Raw genomic sequence first — 16,903 nt, forward strand, 5'->3', positions numbered from 1 at the left:
GTAAAATTAAAAGGCATGAGCCCGGTAGATTACCGGGTTCATGCCCTCAAGGCTGCCTAAGTAAATAAAGTGTCTAACTTTTTGGGTTCACTTCATTATCGGTCCTGTTTTAATATTTTTATTATCCACTTGTTAAAACTCCTTCAATATATTGGGTAACAATTGTGAAATTACTTTTAGCGGCTTTGCCGATGTTTCAGCCAAACAAAGCATCATTGCCCCTTCGATGGAGGCTGTCATCATCAATGCAATATTGGAAGCTAACTCTTTTGAATATCCATCTTCCATTAGCTTTTTAAAATAAATCCCTTGAATTTTCGTATAGAGATCGGCGCAAGCCTTTCGTACAGGATCACTTAATGTGGCCATTTCACTTACCATGCTGCTAAATGTGTAACCCGTAATCGTCCCTTCCCTTTCTAAATTGACGATTAGCTTTTCAATCATGGAATTTGTCGCTTCTAACGTTGTCGGATATCGTTCAAAAATATCCACGATGTCCGTCGTAATTACTTCATTCAAAGAATGAAGGCAAGCGATTAATAATTCCTCTTTTCCATTAGGAAAATGGTGATAAAGCGAACCTTTCGTAACATTGCATACTTTTAAGATTTCGCTAAGTCCAACACCTTTATATCCTTTTTGTTGGAAAAGAATCGTTGCATTTTCGATTATCAACGATTTTGTATCCATTTCCGTAGCACACCCCCACCATACCAACCGGTCTATTTGTAACTATAACAAAAAAAATTTCCTGAATGTAAGTACTTTTTTGCCCCTCTAAATAACGATTTCACAATTTAGACAAACTTTTTATAAACTGCATTTTGATTATTCTATTCGATTATTAGTTGACATTTTGTATACATATGTATACATTTAATACAAAGAAAAAGTGTATACAAACGTATACACAGAAAGAGGTTATAACATGAGAGATGAAAAATTCAAAAAAGATGGACATCACGGTGGTAGGCATAAAGACCATGGTTCACACCATCGTGGCCCCAAAACGTTTCGCCGCGGAAGGGCAATTGCTTTTTTAGAAATGATGAATCTTAAACGTTCAACCATTATGGAACAGTTAGATAAACCAGAGTTTCAATCCATCAATCAAATCTTAGTCGGTGAATTGAAAGCGATTGATATGTTAATCAACGAGTTCATTCAATTATTTGAAATACAAGAAAATGAAGCAGCCGATAAGAAAAGTGAAAAAGAGGAAACTTCCAATGAGAAAGGAATGGAAACGAATGAAACAAATTAACAGTTATATCGACTCAGTGTTTTATACCGGAGATGCCCTTTTGGAAGAAGTCATTTCGTCCATACAAGAAAACGGAATGCCGTCCATATCTATATCTCCCTCATCTGGAAAACTTCTTACCATGCTTATATCCATTTCAGGAGCTAAAAATGTTTTGGAAATTGGCGCTCTTGGGGGCTATAGCGGGATCTGCCTTGCTAGGGGATTCGGCAGCGAAGGAAAATTAACCTCCCTTGAATTAAAGGAGGAATACGCAAAGTTAGCTTATCGCAATCTATCCAAAGCTGGCTTTGGCGATCAAGTATCATATATGACCGGAGCAGCTCTGCAAAGCCTTGAACAACTCAATCGTGATAACAGGAAATTTGATTTTTTCTTTATAGATGCTGACAAGGACAATTATGAAAATTACCTGCAATATTGCATTAGACTGGCGGAACCGGGTGCTTTAATCGTCATGGATAACGTACTTGCGAGGGGCAGTGTCGCAGATCCGGATGCTGAACCTAAACGTTACACTGCATTTATGAAGGCATTCAATGAAAAGGTGGCCAATCACCCTCAATTGGAATCCATGCTAATTCCAATCGGTGATGGGCTGACCATTTCAAAAGTAATCGAGCAAATTCACGAGTAAAGTGCGAACTCTCGAGTAATGTGCGAACTTACGAGTAAAACAGCTAAATTCACGAGTAAAACAGCCAAACTCACGAGTAATGTGCGAATTCTCGAGGATATCGTTCAAACTTTCGATTTTATCGATCATTTTCACGTTTATATCGATCAAACTTTCGATTTTATCGCTCAATCTCACGTTTATATCAATCAAACTTAAGTTTATCGCTCAAACTCTCGTGTAATGTGCGAACTTACGAGTAAAACAGCTAAATTCACGAGTAAAACAGCCAAACTCACGAGTAAAACAGCCAAACTCACGAGTAATGTGCGAATTCTCGAGGATATCGTTCAAATTCACGTATATATCAATCAAATTCTTATTATATCGATAAAACTCGCGATTTTATCGCTCAAACTCACGTATATATCGCCCAAATATCCATTTCATGAAGAAAAAATAATATGAATTTCTATAATCTTGAATGAAAATGATTTTTATTATCAATAATAAATATGAAAGAAGGGTAACCAGTTGATGGTTACCCCCGATGGTTTAAATTTCTGGATCAAATGTTTTGCAATCCGTTTCTTTGCTATTTGATGCTTGGTTCCCTTTATGGCTGACAACATAAATAGCATCTGCACTGCATTTGTTTCCAGAATCCCAATATTTACAATTATTCACTTCACATAGAACATCTTTTGCCATCTTATCACACCTCCTCATTTGCTATCATTAACAAAGTTGGGGTTATTGATACTTTCCTTTTTCAGGTTTTGGTGTCTTAAATTTAAGAAATTCGGAATTGAGGGCATTTGCTAACATTCGCACGAACAAAAATCCAGGCAGTTTCCGCCCGGATTTTTTTATGCTCATGCTGATTTTTTCAATAGTTCTGCTTGAGGAATTTTCCAAAGCTCCCGCCATTTTTTCAAGGCGGCAACCAGAATGATCAAGCCTAGGATTAACATGGTGATCGATAATATTCCGTTCAAGATGCTGAATCCTGCAGAGTCCGGGTTCAGGTATACGTTTTTCACCATCCAGTACCCTGCTACATTAACCGTTACATATAAGTAGGCAAGGGGTACGAGGCATGTCCATATATACCAGCGTTTGTCTGCGATTTTCAATACGACGGTCGCACCGATGATGAGTCCAATCGAAGCCATGAGCTGGTTGGATACGCCAAAGAGTGCCCAGATCGAACCAATGTCCCCAGAGTAAAGCAGGTATCCCCAGATAAAGCAGGCTAACGCGCTGGCGAAGATGTTCCCCGGCAGCCAGTCGACTCGTTTTAATGGTTTATAGAACTCCCCGAAGAAGTCCTGGATTAAGTAACGGGCAACACGTGTCCCTGAATCGATAGCAGTCAATATGAACACCGCCTCGAACATGATGACGAATTGGAAGAAAAATGAAGCCAGTTTGTCAAAGAAGGGTATTTCCGTGAAAATATAGGTCATGCCGACAGCAAGTGTAACTGCCCCGCCTGTCCGTCCCTCCAGATTAATGCCGATTTCTTCACTGAGTTCGTCAAGGTGTACGGTTTCCATACCTAATGTTTGAAATACTTCAGGCGTGGAGTTAATCGCAAAATAATCTCCTGGCTGCAGTGAAACCGCAGCAATCAATGCCATGATGGCAACGACACACTCCACAAGCATCGCTCCGAAACCAACGGATTTGATATCACTCCATCGGTTTAACATTTTTGGAGTTGTGCCTGATCCGACAAATGCATGGAATCCTGAAATCGCGCCACAGGCGATGGTGATTGAAATGAATGGCCAAACAGGACCGGCTACAATCGGGCCCCCGCCATTAATGAATTCGGTAAACGCAGGAAACTGGATTTCTGGATTCACTACGAAAACGCCGATAATCAATGCGGCAAATACACCGATTTTCATAAATGTACTCAGGTAATCACGAGGTGCCAGCAGCAGCCAAACAGGCAAGGCGGCAGCGAAGAAAGCATAGATCGGCAAAATGATGGCAAGTGTGCTCGCCTCAAGTGTCAATAAGTCGCCAAGTGCCGTTCCTTGAATGTTCGGCCCAAGTAAAATTGCGGCCATGATGAGCCCGAACCCGACGATGGTCGCCCCTTTCAGGTTTCCGGTTTTTTTATGGTAAAGCCCTACACCCATGGCGATCGGAATGGTGATCCCGACAGCAAACGTCCCCCATGGATTATTTTCCAAAGCATGCAGAACGACCATTGAAAGTCCTGCCATCGTAATCGTGATGATAAAAAGCATCGCGAGTCCTGTACAGAAGCCTGCTACAGGTCCAAGTTCTTCTTTCGCAACTTCCGAAAGGGATTTGCCGTCTTTACGCATCGACGCGAAAAGCACGACGGCATCATGGACGGCTCCCCCGATTACAGCCCCGATTAGAAGCCATAATAAACTTGGCAAATACCCGAATTGTGCAGCAAGGATCGGACCCACCAAAGGACCAGCCGCAGCAATGGCTGCAAAATGGTGGCCGAATGCCACCCATTTATTTGTTGGAACATAATCTTTTCCATCTTCTAATTTATGGGCCGGGGTCGGCTTGGAATCATCGAGTTTTAATACTTTTAGTGCTATGAATGTCCCGTATAAACGGTAGGCAATCATTAATATACATATGGAGCCTATGACAATTGTAACCGCATTCATATTTGAACCCCCTCTATTACTTACATCGTAAAAAAATGATATCACAATGAAAGCGAATTCAATGGGTTTTCAAGTTATAATGCAGATATCGAGGGATGGATTGCATCATGAAGGAGTTAAAATGCAGAATTATGAAAATTTTTAAAAACCAATGAGCTGCTTTAGCTCCTTCACATATGTCCTGCTTACCGGGATGTTTGATCCGTCACTCATAATGAGATTATAAGTTGAGTTGAACCAAGGCTGTATTTCAGATATATGGATGACATTCACGATAAAACCGCGATGCACCCGTATAAATGAGCGCTTATCGAGCTTCTTTTCAAGCACGATGAGAGGGTCACCGATTTTATATTCATTTTCCTCGGTTTTAATGATCGTTTTTCCTTCCATGAGTCCTATGAACAAAATATGATCCCGGTCGATCAAAACGATCCGATCATCTATCACTACAGCCAATTTACCTGTCTGTTCCACAGCGGTTCGGCTGGCGGGAGCTGCTGTCCTGGATTCGTCTTTCCCGATTTGACGCTGCTTCATGAGCTTATCCAATGTTTGCCGAATCCTTTTTTCATTAAATGGCTTTAATAGATAATCAAATGCATATAACTCGAAAGCTTGGAGGGCAAACTCATCATAAGCGGTCGCAAAAATGAGCGATGGTGCGGGGTCAAGTTCCGCCAATTGCTTAGCCAAATGCAAGCCATTGCCATCTGCAAGCTCAATGTCCAAAAAGACAAGTTCAGGTTTAAGTCGGGAGATATCCCTCATGGCATCTTCTATCCCCTCAGCCTCACCCACGACTTCAACTTGCCTGCTTCTTTTCAATAGATATTTCAATTCATCTCTTGCCAGTGGTTCATCCTCTACGATAAATGCTTTCATCATCGTTGCCATATGCTCCTTTTTCGTTGAGTGGTATTGATATTTTCACTTTTGTTCCGTGTCCCGTTTCACTTTCTATCGAGAGGCTGGCCTGTCCTTTATAGATCCCTTCCAGCCGTTCACTGATATTATGAAGGGCCGTTCCTGTACCCTTAGTCGATTCTACAGCATGCTTACCCAATTCAACTATTCTCCCGCTTGAAATCCCTTTTCCGTTATCTTCCACAACAATGCGCATTGCATCGTCTTTAAAGTATGCGTGAATGATGATTTGACCTTTGCTTTTCACATGTGGGAATGCGTGGTGTACCGCATTCTCAACAAGTGGCTGCAATGTGAATGGAGGGATGAGAACTTCATTCAGCCTTGGCTCAATGCGATAGTCGATATGATATTTATTTGGAAAACGCGCCTGCTCCAGTGATAAATAAGCGTTGACATGCTCTAATTCCTTTTCTAGCGGCACCAGTATTTGTCGGGCTCCTTGTAAATTAGAGCGAAAGAAAGCACTGAGCTCCTGCAATAAATTTCTTGCCTTCTCGACATCCGTCCTGCATAAAACGGATATCGTATTGATTGCATTGAATAAAAAATGCGGATGGACCTGTGCCTGCAATGCCTTAATTTCAGCATCTTTTAATAATTTCGTTTGCATTTCCGCTTTAGCGAGTTCCAATTGAGTGGAAAATAGTTTGGCCAATCCTTCAGCTAACTCTTGTTCCACTTGGCTTAATTTATCCGGATGCTTGAAATACATCTTCAAAGTCCCGACCGTTTTCTGTTGGACCTGCAACGGCAGGACTACGGCCGCTTGCAATGGGCATTGATCATGAAAACAATAAATGTCCTTTTTTGTTTTGGCCACGATTATTTTCCCTTGTTCAAGGGCTTTTTTCGTTAACCCTGTCGCTATTCCCACCTTAGGGACATGGTGATCTGACGCAGCGCCAACATGGGCAAGTACGCTATGTTCATTGGTAATGGCCACGGCATCGGCTTCAGTCAGCCCCAAGATGATTTCGGCTATTCTCTTGCAAGAAGTTTGATTAAGACCTTGCCTGAAAAAGGGCAATGTCTGATCCGCAATCAAAAACGCAAGATTCGTTAGTACGGCCCGCGTCCGTGCTTCGTCCCTCGTGATCGACTGAATGATGAGCATGAATAGTAAAGTCCCGAACCCGTTGATGATGATCATCGGAAGTCCGATTACTTGTACGAGCTCCCACGCCCTTTCAAATGGTTTGGTAGTCACCAGGATGATGCCCATTTGGATCGCTTCCAATGCCATGCAAATGGGAAGCGCAAACCAAGGGGTGATCGTCCCATGCTTTCGGCGCCTTTTTCCCAAAAGACCCGATAAGACTCCCGCCAAAATCGCAGCGATCGCACATGCCACCGCTGTAAAGCCCCCGAGAAAATAACGGTGAAGCCCCGCAATCAAACCTACTCCAAACCCAACAAATGGTCCCCCCAGCAAACCGCCGATAGCCACGCCCATAATTCTTGTGTTGGCAATCGCGTTATCGGGAGCAATCTCAGCATGCCAATCACCCTCTGTCATGGCATGGTTCCCGATTTCGATTCCTGTATAGTTACTTATGATGCCGAATGTTCCAAAAAGCGCGATAAACATGATTTTCTTCGACATCTCATGTTCATGGCCTATCATTTGCCGAAAGGGTTTCATATAAGAAAGCAGGAATGCAGCAATAACGATGATCCCCACTTTTTCAAACAGCGACGGTAATAAATCAACCAAAGCATTCACCCCATTTCTGGCTTTTTCATACATCTTACACCAGCCATGAAATCCTTGTCGAATTTTGTTTTAGGTTTAGGAGATGGATGTATAAGCATTATTTTTAGAATTTCATCAATACTCTGTGTAAATAAGTTAGCAATTGAATAAAATCCAAACCCGACGTGCCGTATCATTTCTGAAATAGCAGTCGTCATTTTTGGAACCCCACACACCCAAAAATAGTTTATTGTTAAACGAGGAAAGTAAACAGGTTATTTCATTTTAGGAACGAGTATGAGGTATGAATATGGAATTGAGGAATCAAATCATTTATATCAGTAAAAAAGTATTAAATAGTATTAAGAATTTCGAATTTAATTTTGAAACTACTATATTTATCTTTGATGAAGAGCTAAATGTTTTATACGCCAAAAGTAATGATGAAAATAAGGATTTATGTAAATTGGTTATAGAAGAATCTGTTGAAAATAATGCATTTATTTTAAGTTCATTGCAAAATACTACTGTAAAAACTAAAAATCAAATTTCCGGAAAGGATTTTAGTGTCATATCTTCCCCGTTCCATGAAATTAAAAATAAGGAATTACAAGGCTATGTAGGTATATTCACAACGGATGATAGTGAAAATTTCAAAATGATTTCTGAAATGCTTGCTAATCAAATCTCCTACGAGTTACATGTGTACCGTGAGAAATTATTAATTGAAGAAATAATAAAAACAGATAGGTCATCTTTATTCACCAGGGAACCGCAACATAAAGTTGATTTGCGGATCATCCAGAATATAACGCAAGGTCTCAAAGATAAAGAAATAGCTGATAATCTGAATATTAGTGTTTCTACAGTTCGTAACCATATAAATAAATTGTTTGAAGAATTAGACGTGGCCTCCAGATCACAATTAATCAGCTTGCATTATGAAAATAAATTGCATGAAATTCTTCATGAAGTGAAGATGGAAAACCGCAATTTATAGTACTTTTAGGAGGAATTATGATTATTAGCGTCAGAATTTTTTATACGCTAGGGGTTATATCATTAATTGGTGCTGCACTATTCCCAGTAGGATATGTAAAATCTTTCAATATATTTATTTCGTTGTTTATTTTAGGTATATTACTTATCTTAATCGCTCAAATCAAAAAAAGAAAAATAAATGATGAATGCCCTTTAAGTCTAAACTCTTGAGAGACCTTCATTATTTACCTATAAGTTTTACTATTTACTACTTGATGTAATCCTACAAAACACTAGTATTATAGAGCTAGCCCATATAAGAGCTTATATGTGTATTCAAAGTAGCCATCATGAGCATTATAAATCTACACACTTATATAACAATCAAAAATCAGCAGTAAAAACACCAATAAATTTAATCCCATTTCTTTTCTGCGAAATGGGATTTTTTATGCTGACCCGAAATATGTTATCTATTGTTAAGGGGGATAAAGCTTATATTATGGTAAAATTTAAAGGAATGATTATTGCGCTTGATAAAAAAGGAACTAAAGGGAATGTTTAAACTTCATGCGAACTTGGATCATTTGTTTATGCTTTCAGTTCAGGAAAATTTCATAATAAAGTAAATAAGTCGGAGGCGATTAATGTGTTGGTAGTTACCACAGAAAAAATTGAAGGATACAAAATTGTAGAGGTAAAAGGGCCTGCCTTCGGTCTAATTGTAAGAAGCAGAGGGATTGGCGGCGATATCATGGCAGGGTTAAAATCCCTGGTAGGCGGAGAAATCAAGCAATATACAGCGATGCTTGAAGATTCAAGAAAAGAAGCTATGGACCGTATGATAAAAAATGCCACTGAAATGGGTGCAAACGCAATTATAATGATGAGATATGATTCTGGGGAAATCGGCACGAATATGAGCGAAATTGTTGCATATGGAACCGCCGTCATTGTGGAGAAAATATAATGAAATTCATCATAGGGTACTATATATTACAAATTATTATAGTTATCTTATGCATTTTACTTGGATACTTTATCTATGATAAACGGTTTAAACGCAATCACGGTGTAAAAGTTCCTGATGGATTTCAATCGACAGATGAAATAAATATTGACCCCGTGACAGGAGAAAAAACAAGGGTGTATTATAATCCTGATACGGGTGAACGCTTTTATAAAAAAGAAAAATAATTAAAAAGCCACGTTTTTACAATTAAAACCCCTTGTAACCATACAAGGGGTTTTGATAACGACATTATTTTTCCATTACAGGCTTATAGTGCCCTGGTATGTTTTGGGCTGAAATGGCCAATCGGTTCCAGCCATTGATCGTGATGATTATGGTAACGAGATCGATATATTGTTTTTCATCAAAATGAAGGCGGACCCTCTCATACAGTTCATCAGGTACACCGTTTGCAGAAATGGCCGTGACCGCTTCCGTCAATTCCAGCGCTGCCCTTTCCGAATCAGAATAGAATGGTGTTTCACGCCAAGCACTCAAACAGTAAATCCTTTGTTCCGTTTCACCCATTGCCCGAGCATCCTTTGTATGCATATCCAAGCAGTACGCACAGCCATTGATTTGAGACGCGCGAATTTTAATCAATTCGATTAATGTGCTATCGATTTCCGTTGTTTTCTTGTACTCCTCCAAACCCATCATTAATTTGACCACTTCACGATTTGTCTTCATGTAGTTAATCCGTTGTTCCATGTCTATCTCCTCCATAATCTTTTTAGGTTCCACTTATAAGACAAAATAGAGGTTTGATTTGTGACATCCAAAAAAAAGACCCCTCAATCTATCACAGGAATATGATTTAATTTATCGGGATTGGTGACAATGAAGATTTTGCGGATATTTTTTTGTTTTGGATCTAATTCAAAGCAGATGACTTTGATAGGCTTTCCTTCTTTCATTTGCAAAATTCCCTCCTGGCCATTGACCATCACCGGAAGAAGTTCTCCTATGAAGCCTCCTTTAGCAGAAACGCCTTTAAGAAAGGCGGATACGCGCTGTCTGGTTACAATTGGATTTAATGCAGAAAGCACTTTTCCTCCGCCGTCAGTAACAAGGACAACATCTTCTGTAAGAAGATCCAAAAACTCCTCAAAGTTTCCTGTCGCAGATGCTTTTATGAATTTTTTTGCCAAAAGATCGACATGTTTCGTATCCTCCGGATAGACGGGCCTATCATTCTGTAATTTCCGCTTAGCCCGGCTGTAGATCTTTCTGCAGTTCACTTCATTCTTTTCCAGCATCTCGGCGATATCTTCATAGCTGTAAGTGAATGCTTCCCTAAGCACGAAAACCGCTCTTTCAACAGGTGAAAGCTGTTCCAGCAAAACGAGGAAGGCATATGCAACCGTTTCATCCGTTACGACCTTATCTAGAGGCTGATCTGTTTCGTTTACCCGAGGTTCTGGCAGCCAAGGACCTGTGTAAACCTCTCTTCTCTTACGGGCTGATTTCAAAAAATTCAGACAGCGGTTTGCCGTCATTTTCGCAAGATATGCTTTCATGTCCTTAATTTCGTCGGTATCAAGCTTAAGCTGCAGGAATAAATCATGAACGATATCTTCTGCATCGGTAACCGATCCGAGCATCCGGTATGCGATGGAAAAAACAAAAGGTCGATATGTCTTATATAATGTATCCAACTCCACTTGCTTCACCTATTTTCTATCAAATTCGTTTTCGAAATCCTATCACTAATTACTCTAACCCAATCATTTATCCTTCTTGATCTGAATAAAGCAGACAATCCTATCATACAAAAAAGAGCAGCAAAAGAAGCTGCTCTCAGACTGTAGACAAACTAGCTCCCTACCGTTCAACAGGATTCCTTTTTATACCCCCTTTTTAGACAAATATATGACCATCATCTGTCAAAATGGTGTACCCATTTTCGGATACTTATTTATCAAGGTGCTTCATACCATACGATATCATCAAACATTTTTACAACCCGCGGTATGAAGCCTTCTTCATAATCTTCCGAGTATTGAACGATCGCATAGTAAACGCGGTCGCCATGTTGAAAAACCGACACTGTACCCAATATGGAATAATTACTGCCATTCTGACTAATGTCAAATTCCACCTCAGACCAATCAAATCGGTTAGGCGAATTATCAGATCCCTGTTTTATCTCAAATCCGTTGCTTATCACAACTTCCCTCGCAAACTCCGCCTGTTCTTCTATTGTCGCATTCGCACCCTCACTTTTGGAAAATATCTGAACTTTGGCATCCTCATTTCTCTTGCCTGCAAAATTTGCAAAAACAATCATTGCATCTCCTTCACCAGAACTAGCCTCTTCAACGACCATGTCATCCACGATGTACGTTGAGAATCCCAATGCCTGACTATGATGAAGCGTGAATTGGAATGGTTCTTCCATACCTTCTAATATGATCGTATCCGTTTTCGTATTTGGCAGATCTTTTGTCGGATCATCGACCGATTCACCTGGAGGATCTTCTAGCCCGTCGGTTTGCTTAGGATTATCATTTGGCTTTTCTGAAATTGGCGGAGATTCCTCATTTCCCTCCTGGACTTCTTTACAAGCACTAAGTCCTGTTACCAAAAAAATGGCTGCCAAAATCAACAATATCTTTTTCATTGGAACCCTCTTTTCTTGTGTTTTAACAAATTATTATACGGTCCCATATGGAAAAAAGTTACACTATGCTTCATTGAAATATCAGACTTTATCGACTAAAAAAGATCGATACTCCACTCGTTCCGAAAAGAAAATATGAGATTGATTCACTTTGATGCGTCTATATCTTTATTTAACTAAACTATTCGATAAATAGTTTGAATAGGGGTTATATGATAATGTAAAGAATCGCACGTTCAAAAGGCCGCCAATTGGCGGCCTTCATAACTTCCCTTGCCTTATATGTACTAATTGAAAAATATATGTTTTGGTTAAGATCCAATGCTATGTTCTACTGCAGTATCCCAATTAGGAAAATAATACAATGCATTCTTCATTAACTCCGGATCTGACTTCTTTACCTCTTTCTTTCGAGGTAGCTTCCCTTCTTTTTCTACTAAGTCAGAAATTTGATTCACGACTTCTTCAACACTCATATTTACTTCCATCTCTGTTCCCTCCTTCTTGTTACTATTTATATTTTTTCCCAATTGATGAAAAGTAATACAATTTTTCTATAGCTAAACTACCAGTTTAGTTTAAGAAGGTTACTTGAATGTATGATAATTGAAATGATCTTACAGACAAAAAGCCAACGAAATCGTCGGCTTTTTGTCTAAATAATTCACAAATGCTTTTCCAAGTTAACGTTAGATCCACCTTTGGTTAATGCTAAATACTTTCTAGAAGTAACATGATTAATAAACGACAAGCATAAGGAACCGAAGCAATAATAAATACCATACTATGCTATATCGCTGTCCCTGTATCCCCATGTTTTACTTTTTATGAATAGTTTCGCAGCCTAAAATAATCGGTTTCAGCAATCCTCTATCATTCTATGTAAAGCGATTTGCTGCTCCCCCATCCTTCATATCAGCTCAGGAGCTGTTTCTGGATTTTGCTTGAATCGGTCTTCATGATGAGCTTCAATCGTGTGCAGAAAGCTTTTCATGGAGTTTGTCATATAAGCATCTTTACGGTGAATGAAGACTGTCGAGATATTGCGGTATTCTTCCGGAATTGGATGCACGTGGACTTTTTCATTGGCTGTTAGGTGATTTACCGCCGATTGTGGTACGAGGGTAATGCCAAGGCCGAGTGTTACGCTGGTTAAGATCGTTTCCAATACATTGAACTCCATGATCCTTTTGGGCATCACTTCTTCTTCCCTCAGCCATTGTTCCAGTTTAGAGCGATAGCCACACCCCTGACTGAATACTAAAAATGGTTCTGTTATGATTTCTTCAAGGTTAAATGTTTCATTTCTTGTAACTAATACAAGTTTTTCTGTACATACATCGTATGGCTGAATGAGCGGATGTTTGATCGGTCCTGTAACAAAAGCGCCATCCAGCCTGTGTTCAATGACATCTTTAATTAAGTCTTCCGTTAACCCCGCCTTTATGGATAAATCGACATTTGGATACTGTTTATGATAGGAGGCTAGAATCTTAGGAAGATCGCTGACCGTTTCAACTGTACCGATGTTCAATATCCCTGTAGGTGTTTCACTATCCAGGAATACTTGCTTGAGTTCTTCCACATCAAGCAAAATTTTGTTTACATACTCCAGCATTTTTCTGGCCTCCGCAGTTAGAGACATGCCACGTTTATGCCTGTTGAATAAAGGCGTCCGTAACTCCTGCTCTAAATGCTTAATCCTCGCCGTTACATTGGATTGGACGTAATTCAACTCAACTGCCGCCTTACTTACGCTGCCATATTTAGCGACGCACTGGAATATTTGCAAATCCCGCATTTCCATAAAAGTGCCCCCCTTTTCAACTATCATTAATAATGATGATTATATTCATTTTAAGTCATTTTACATGATAACGACTTTATCATAAGGTGTGTATAGGAATTAAATCAATCATTATTTTTGAGGGGAAGCTTTTATGAAAAAAAATCAAGTTTTAATCGGTGCACTTTTATGTTTGACTGCCAGCATTTCTTGGGGAGCGATGTTTCCAGTTGCAGAAAGGGCCTTAATGTATATTGATCCTTTTTATTTCGCTTTTTTGCGATATTTAGCTGTTAGCGTCATTTTAGGGATATTGCTTTTAATGAAAGAGGGTAAGAAGTCTTTTAGCCTGGAAGGGCAAGGAAAGAAATTATTGTTTTTTGGGACGATGGCGTTCACTGTATACAACTTTCTCATTTTCGCAGGTCAAGACTTACTGGGACATAACGGGGTAATTGTTGCTTCCATCATGGAATCATTAATGCCCATGATTTCAATTTTAATCCTGTGGGTTTTCAAAAATGCCAGACCCATGAAGTATACCATCGCCAGCATGTTCCTTGCCTTGATAGGGGCCATTCTTGTCATTACCAATGGCAACTTATCATTCGTATTTTTATTGAAAGATAGCATCATCCCTATTCTTTTCATTCTTATCGGGGTTATAGGGTGGGTTATTTATACGATGGGCGGCAACCAATTTAACGGATGGTCAACACTTCGCTATTCGACTTTAACGTGCATTTTAGGAACAGCCGTATCAGCCATCATAACATTCCTCGCAACGGCAACGGGCCTGTCCGTCCCTACGGCAGAGGTTATGCAATCCATTTATGGCGAGATGATTTTCATGATTATTTTCCCTGGTGCCATAGCCCTTTTAAGCTGGAATTTAGGCATTAAACTTTTAACGCCGATCAACGGAATCCTATTTATCAATTTAGTTCCAATCACCACGTTGGCCATCGTTTTTATCCAAGGAGGATCACTATCATCCTACGAATTACTCGGAACTTTTTTAGTGATATATGCTTTGATTCAAAACAATTATTTTCAAAGAAAGAACTTGCCTTCCCGGGTTAAGGAAATGAATCCAAGTGAAATGAAACATTTAATTAAAGGTACACAACATCAATAGGAGGGCAACAATGGATTTATTAACGCTTATGCTAATCTTTGGATTGGCTGTACTTTGGGAATTGGCAACGATTAATAAGAATGTGAAAAAGATGAATGAGCAAAATGCGGAATTGATTAATCTGTATAATGAAAGAAGGAAAAGAATTCAATAAAATAGACTTTTGGCAATACAACGCAAAAAAACCTCTCATTTAGTGAGGCTTCAGACTGTAGTCAAACTCGATGAAAATCGAGTTTGTCTACAGTTTTTTTGCTTGCACAAATTTGGACGTTGATTTCCACTTCAGGCACTCGCTTTCCGCGGGCGGTCCGCCCTCGGCGCAATTGCGCCTGTGGGGTCTCCCTTGGACTCGCTCTTCCCGCAGGAGTCTCGCACCTTCCGTTCCATTCAACTATGTTTAAAAATTTGGATAGAACTCTTTTTGCCTGCAGCCTTTTTTGCATTTTTGATGATCGTACTATTCACCAAGCTTAATCGTCGGCCCTATATTCAAGCTCAGCCTTCACTTTGTCGGCGGCCGAGAACAAATAGAAAAGAGCATGTGTTGAAAAAATGATTGATCAAAACATGCCCTTTTTATGGATAAAGCCATTCTAGTCCTTTTGACATTTTACCATTATAAATTTAAATGGAGGTTTATTTTCCATATTCTTATGGGGCTCAACAATTTCTGAAAACTCTATCAGTCCATAATTCCCAAATTCTTGTTTAATCGAGTCGGAATCATAAAAAAACATTTTCATCCCTTCCATTATCTCGAAATAGTCTTTACCCAGTTGTTTGCCCTTACCGAACATTGGGGCCTCTTTTGAAATAGTAGTGAAAATCATATATCCATTTGGCTTTAACTGATTATAGCAATCTTTAATAAACTTATCTCTCTCACGATTATTCAATAAGTGAATAAGGGCATAACAAAATATACCATCATAAAGTTTGTTATCAAAAGGCATATCGGTTACTGAACCATGAAAAATATTAAGATTAAGCTCATTTTGCCTTGCCAATTCAATCGCTGTTTTTGAAATTTCGATACCTGTTACATGTATTCCGTTGTCCGTAAAAATCTTGGCATTTCTGCCATATCCAATACCAGGAATCAATAGATCCTTAACTTTCTTTTCAAGGAAAAAATCCTTTGTCAAGATTGCAGAGTCTGAAGGTTCAAGTCCCCACATCATTTGATTTTCTATAAAACTTGATTCCCAGATTTCCGTCATACTTCATTCTCCTTTACAAATGGTCTCTTTCTTTTAAAAAAGGATTTTATGCCTCCAAAAGAAATGCAGCTTCAACTAAATCCATGATGACTCCAGCCGCCGCTTTATTGCCCTCCGCCGCCGCAATCACTAGCTGAGAAGGCGTGCTGAGTGATGTATCTCCGGATGCATATACCCCTTCAACCGTTGTTCGTCCAAATGAATCCACTTTAATCCCGCCGTTAGGAGTGATTTCGCAGCCGAGCTGTTCCGCAAAAGGAGCGGACTGCACCAAGTCTGTCACCACAATCCCTGCCTCCCTTTTGATTTCCCGTCCGTTTTGCAGCCGGATCGATGTCAGCTTCCCTCCTTTCGATTTAAGATCTTCAATCTTTTCTTCCACGACTGTCACGTGCTGCCTAGCCAAGATATCCTTCTCCTCATCAAGCACCTGATAGCCATTTGTAAACACCATTACATCACCGCTCCAGTTTGACAGCAGTTTTCCCATATGAATGGCCCGTTCATTTTCTGCAATCACCGCCAATGCTTTGCCGCGCATTTCCCAGCCATCACAAAAAGGACAGCTGAAAACACTCGTGCCGTATACATACTGTATGCCTGGAATCTCCGGCAAAACATCCCGAAGACCTGTTGCGAGAAGCACTTTTTTCGCCATGTAATCCGTTCCGCCTTTCGTTTGAATTCGGAACACACCACTGGCTTTTTCAATAATCTCCACCCGCTCCTCCTTAATGGAGACGGACGGATATTTCTGGACATCCGTTCTTGCCCGCTTCTTGAACTCTGACGGCTTTACGCCATCCTGTGTGATAAATCCGTGCGACTCCTGCGTCACCCGGTTACGGGGTTTATCCTCATCAAACAAAATTGTTTTCCGTCCAGCACGCCCCATGACCAATGCGGCATTCAGTCCTGCAGGTCCTCCGCCAATAATTACACAATCCAACACATGCAACACTCCT

General features: G+C 39.9%; 23 protein-coding genes. 8 read left to right on the top strand and 15 right to left on the bottom strand.

Features of this window, described 5'->3' with window-relative positions; all coding sequences use genetic code 11:
* Nucleotides 1-132 precede the first annotated feature (132 nt).
* Complete coding sequence (locus V3595_RS22590) at nucleotides 133-693, bottom strand: TetR/AcrR family transcriptional regulator (RefSeq protein WP_485909750.1); 561 nt, start codon at nucleotides 691-693, stop codon at nucleotides 133-135.
* Between the two features lie 238 nt (nucleotides 694-931).
* On the opposite strand from V3595_RS22590, the gene V3595_RS22595 reads away from it, so the two are divergent.
* Both V3595_RS22595 and V3595_RS22600 read left to right on the top strand, forming a co-directional pair.
* Nucleotides 932-1,267 (top strand): hypothetical protein, encoded by a 336-nt coding sequence (locus V3595_RS22595; RefSeq protein WP_485909752.1) that lies wholly within the window; start codon nucleotides 932-934, stop codon nucleotides 1,265-1,267.
* On the top strand, nucleotides 1,254-1,904 hold the full coding sequence (locus V3595_RS22600; protein ID WP_485909951.1) for an O-methyltransferase: 651 nt from the start codon (nucleotides 1,254-1,256) through the stop codon (nucleotides 1,902-1,904). Before V3595_RS22595 ends, V3595_RS22600 begins: the two co-directional genes overlap by 14 nt.
* Here V3595_RS22600 and V3595_RS22605 read toward each other — a convergent pair.
* The 7 genes from V3595_RS22605 to V3595_RS22635 all read right to left on the bottom strand — a co-directional run bounded on the left by V3595_RS22605 (nucleotide 1,875) and on the right by V3595_RS22635 (nucleotide 7,393).
* Complete coding sequence (locus V3595_RS22605) at nucleotides 1,875-2,075, bottom strand: hypothetical protein (protein WP_485909754.1); 201 nt, start codon at nucleotides 2,073-2,075, stop codon at nucleotides 1,875-1,877. The two genes, V3595_RS22600 and V3595_RS22605, sit on opposite strands and share 30 nt — an antisense overlap.
* 36 nt (nucleotides 2,076-2,111) lie before the next feature.
* Entirely contained in the window at nucleotides 2,112-2,258 is a 147-nt protein-coding gene (locus V3595_RS22610) for a hypothetical protein (protein ID WP_485909756.1), read from the bottom strand.
* Between the two features lie 180 nt (nucleotides 2,259-2,438).
* Nucleotides 2,439-2,594, bottom strand: coding sequence for a DUF1540 domain-containing protein (locus V3595_RS22615; protein WP_065310844.1), 156 nt, complete (start codon nucleotides 2,592-2,594; stop codon nucleotides 2,439-2,441).
* Between the two features lie 164 nt (nucleotides 2,595-2,758).
* Nucleotides 2,759-4,552 (bottom strand): carbon starvation protein CstA, encoded by a 1,794-nt coding sequence (gene cstA, locus V3595_RS22620; protein ID WP_369315296.1) that lies wholly within the window; start codon nucleotides 4,550-4,552, stop codon nucleotides 2,759-2,761.
* 141 nt (nucleotides 4,553-4,693) lie between these two features.
* Nucleotides 4,694-5,440, bottom strand: coding sequence for a LytR/AlgR family response regulator transcription factor (locus tag V3595_RS22625; protein ID WP_485909759.1), 747 nt, complete (start codon nucleotides 5,438-5,440; stop codon nucleotides 4,694-4,696).
* Complete coding sequence (locus V3595_RS22630) at nucleotides 5,412-7,196, bottom strand: LytS/YhcK type 5TM receptor domain-containing protein (RefSeq protein WP_485909761.1); 1,785 nt, start codon at nucleotides 7,194-7,196, stop codon at nucleotides 5,412-5,414. Before V3595_RS22630 ends, V3595_RS22625 begins: the two co-directional genes overlap by 29 nt.
* Nucleotides 7,197-7,201: 5 nt before the next feature.
* A complete protein-coding gene (locus V3595_RS22635; RefSeq protein WP_485909763.1) occupies nucleotides 7,202-7,393 on the bottom strand; it encodes a hypothetical protein in 192 nt (63 codons plus the stop codon).
* 92 nt (nucleotides 7,394-7,485) lie between these two features.
* Between V3595_RS22635 and V3595_RS22640 the strand changes: the two genes are divergently transcribed.
* From V3595_RS22640 to V3595_RS22655, 4 genes are all read left to right on the top strand, one after another.
* Nucleotides 7,486-8,175 (top strand): response regulator transcription factor, encoded by a 690-nt coding sequence (locus V3595_RS22640; protein ID WP_485909765.1) that lies wholly within the window; start codon nucleotides 7,486-7,488, stop codon nucleotides 8,173-8,175.
* A gap of 17 nt (nucleotides 8,176-8,192) precedes the next feature.
* The gene (locus V3595_RS22645; protein WP_485909767.1) at nucleotides 8,193-8,387 is read left to right on the top strand and encodes a hypothetical protein; all 195 of its coding nucleotides are present in this window, start codon (nucleotides 8,193-8,195) and stop codon (nucleotides 8,385-8,387) included.
* A 418-nt stretch (nucleotides 8,388-8,805) separates the two neighbouring features.
* Nucleotides 8,806-9,126 carry a YbjQ family protein gene (locus V3595_RS22650; protein WP_095391560.1) on the top strand — a complete coding sequence of 107 codons (321 nt, stop codon included), beginning with the start codon at nucleotides 8,806-8,808 and terminating at the stop codon, nucleotides 9,124-9,126.
* A complete protein-coding gene (locus V3595_RS22655; protein WP_034304201.1) occupies nucleotides 9,126-9,353 on the top strand; it encodes a hypothetical protein in 228 nt (75 codons plus the stop codon). The genes V3595_RS22650 and V3595_RS22655 overlap by 1 nt, the downstream gene beginning before the upstream one ends.
* A 64-nt stretch (nucleotides 9,354-9,417) precedes the next feature.
* Here V3595_RS22655 and V3595_RS22660 read toward each other — a convergent pair whose 3' ends face one another.
* The 5 genes from V3595_RS22660 to V3595_RS22680 form a co-directional block, all read right to left on the bottom strand.
* Nucleotides 9,418-9,879 carry a carboxymuconolactone decarboxylase family protein gene (locus tag V3595_RS22660; protein WP_063235135.1) on the bottom strand — a complete coding sequence of 154 codons (462 nt, stop codon included), beginning with the start codon at nucleotides 9,877-9,879 and terminating at the stop codon, nucleotides 9,418-9,420.
* A gap of 83 nt (nucleotides 9,880-9,962) precedes the next feature.
* Nucleotides 9,963-10,832, bottom strand: coding sequence for an RNA polymerase sigma-70 factor (locus tag V3595_RS22665; protein WP_485909953.1), 870 nt, complete (start codon nucleotides 10,830-10,832; stop codon nucleotides 9,963-9,965).
* Nucleotides 10,833-11,089: 257 nt separating this feature from the next.
* Nucleotides 11,090-11,791: an LptM family lipoprotein gene (locus V3595_RS22670; RefSeq protein ID WP_485909770.1), complete on the bottom strand. Its 702-nt coding sequence runs from the start codon at nucleotides 11,789-11,791 to the stop codon at nucleotides 11,090-11,092.
* 311 nt (nucleotides 11,792-12,102) lie between these two features.
* Nucleotides 12,103-12,279: a hypothetical protein gene (locus tag V3595_RS22675; protein WP_164468801.1), complete on the bottom strand. Its 177-nt coding sequence runs from the start codon at nucleotides 12,277-12,279 to the stop codon at nucleotides 12,103-12,105.
* A gap of 422 nt (nucleotides 12,280-12,701) precedes the next feature.
* A complete protein-coding gene (locus tag V3595_RS22680; RefSeq protein ID WP_063594747.1) occupies nucleotides 12,702-13,598 on the bottom strand; it encodes a LysR family transcriptional regulator in 897 nt (298 codons plus the stop codon).
* Nucleotides 13,599-13,731: 133 nt separating this feature from the next.
* Here V3595_RS22680 and V3595_RS22685 point away from each other — a divergent pair, with 133 nt between their 5' ends.
* Both V3595_RS22685 and V3595_RS22690 read left to right on the top strand, forming a co-directional pair.
* Nucleotides 13,732-14,715 (top strand): DMT family transporter, encoded by a 984-nt coding sequence (locus V3595_RS22685; protein ID WP_485909773.1) that lies wholly within the window; start codon nucleotides 13,732-13,734, stop codon nucleotides 14,713-14,715.
* Nucleotides 14,716-14,725: 10 nt separating this feature from the next.
* Nucleotides 14,726-14,869, top strand: a complete 144-nt coding sequence (locus V3595_RS22690) for a YrzO family protein (protein WP_133350491.1) — start codon at nucleotides 14,726-14,728, stop codon at nucleotides 14,867-14,869.
* A gap of 442 nt (nucleotides 14,870-15,311) precedes the next feature.
* Here the strand turns inward: V3595_RS22690 and V3595_RS22695 are convergent, their stop codons facing one another.
* Nucleotides 15,312-15,938 carry a class I SAM-dependent methyltransferase gene (locus tag V3595_RS22695; protein ID WP_485909775.1) on the bottom strand — a complete coding sequence of 209 codons (627 nt, stop codon included), beginning with the start codon at nucleotides 15,936-15,938 and terminating at the stop codon, nucleotides 15,312-15,314.
* Between the two features lie 46 nt (nucleotides 15,939-15,984).
* Nucleotides 15,985-16,890, bottom strand: coding sequence for an NAD(P)/FAD-dependent oxidoreductase (locus tag V3595_RS22700; RefSeq protein WP_485909777.1), 906 nt, complete (start codon nucleotides 16,888-16,890; stop codon nucleotides 15,985-15,987).
* Between the last annotated feature and the right edge of the window lie 13 nt (nucleotides 16,891-16,903).

Origin of the sequence: Bacillus sp. CFBP9009 (genome assembly GCF_036541465.1) — a bacterium.
Classification (GTDB): domain Bacteria; phylum Bacillota; class Bacilli; order Bacillales; family DSM-1321; genus Peribacillus.

Coding starts and splice junctions, on each gene's coding strand:
- V3595_RS22660 (WP_063235135.1), bottom strand. CDS start 9,879: ATGGAACAACGGATTAACTACATGAAGACAAATCGTGAAGTGGTCAAA.
- V3595_RS22600 (WP_485909951.1), top strand. CDS start 1,254: ATGAAACAAATTAACAGTTATATCGACTCAGTGTTTTATACCGGAGAT.
- V3595_RS22625 (WP_485909759.1), bottom strand. CDS start 5,440: ATGATGAAAGCATTTATCGTAGAGGATGAACCACTGGCAAGAGATGAA.
- V3595_RS22645 (WP_485909767.1), top strand. CDS start 8,193: ATGATTATTAGCGTCAGAATTTTTTATACGCTAGGGGTTATATCATTA.
- V3595_RS22685 (WP_485909773.1), top strand. CDS start 13,732: ATGAAAAAAAATCAAGTTTTAATCGGTGCACTTTTATGTTTGACTGCC.
- V3595_RS22690 (WP_133350491.1), top strand. CDS start 14,726: ATGGATTTATTAACGCTTATGCTAATCTTTGGATTGGCTGTACTTTGG.
- V3595_RS22615 (WP_065310844.1), bottom strand. CDS start 2,594: ATGGCAAAAGATGTTCTATGTGAAGTGAATAATTGTAAATATTGGGAT.
- V3595_RS22695 (WP_485909775.1), bottom strand. CDS start 15,938: ATGACGGAAATCTGGGAATCAAGTTTTATAGAAAATCAAATGATGTGG.
- V3595_RS22640 (WP_485909765.1), top strand. CDS start 7,486: ATGGAATTGAGGAATCAAATCATTTATATCAGTAAAAAAGTATTAAAT.
- cstA (WP_369315296.1), bottom strand. CDS start 4,552: ATGAATGCGGTTACAATTGTCATAGGCTCCATATGTATATTAATGATT.
- V3595_RS22675 (WP_164468801.1), bottom strand. CDS start 12,279: ATGGAAGTAAATATGAGTGTTGAAGAAGTCGTGAATCAAATTTCTGAC.
- V3595_RS22670 (WP_485909770.1), bottom strand. CDS start 11,791: ATGAAAAAGATATTGTTGATTTTGGCAGCCATTTTTTTGGTAACAGGA.
- V3595_RS22590 (WP_485909750.1), bottom strand. CDS start 693: ATGGATACAAAATCGTTGATAATCGAAAATGCAACGATTCTTTTCCAA.
- V3595_RS22595 (WP_485909752.1), top strand. CDS start 932: ATGAGAGATGAAAAATTCAAAAAAGATGGACATCACGGTGGTAGGCAT.
- V3595_RS22635 (WP_485909763.1), bottom strand. CDS start 7,393: ATGACGACTGCTATTTCAGAAATGATACGGCACGTCGGGTTTGGATTT.
- V3595_RS22680 (WP_063594747.1), bottom strand. CDS start 13,598: ATGGAAATGCGGGATTTGCAAATATTCCAGTGCGTCGCTAAATATGGC.
- V3595_RS22655 (WP_034304201.1), top strand. CDS start 9,126: ATGAAATTCATCATAGGGTACTATATATTACAAATTATTATAGTTATC.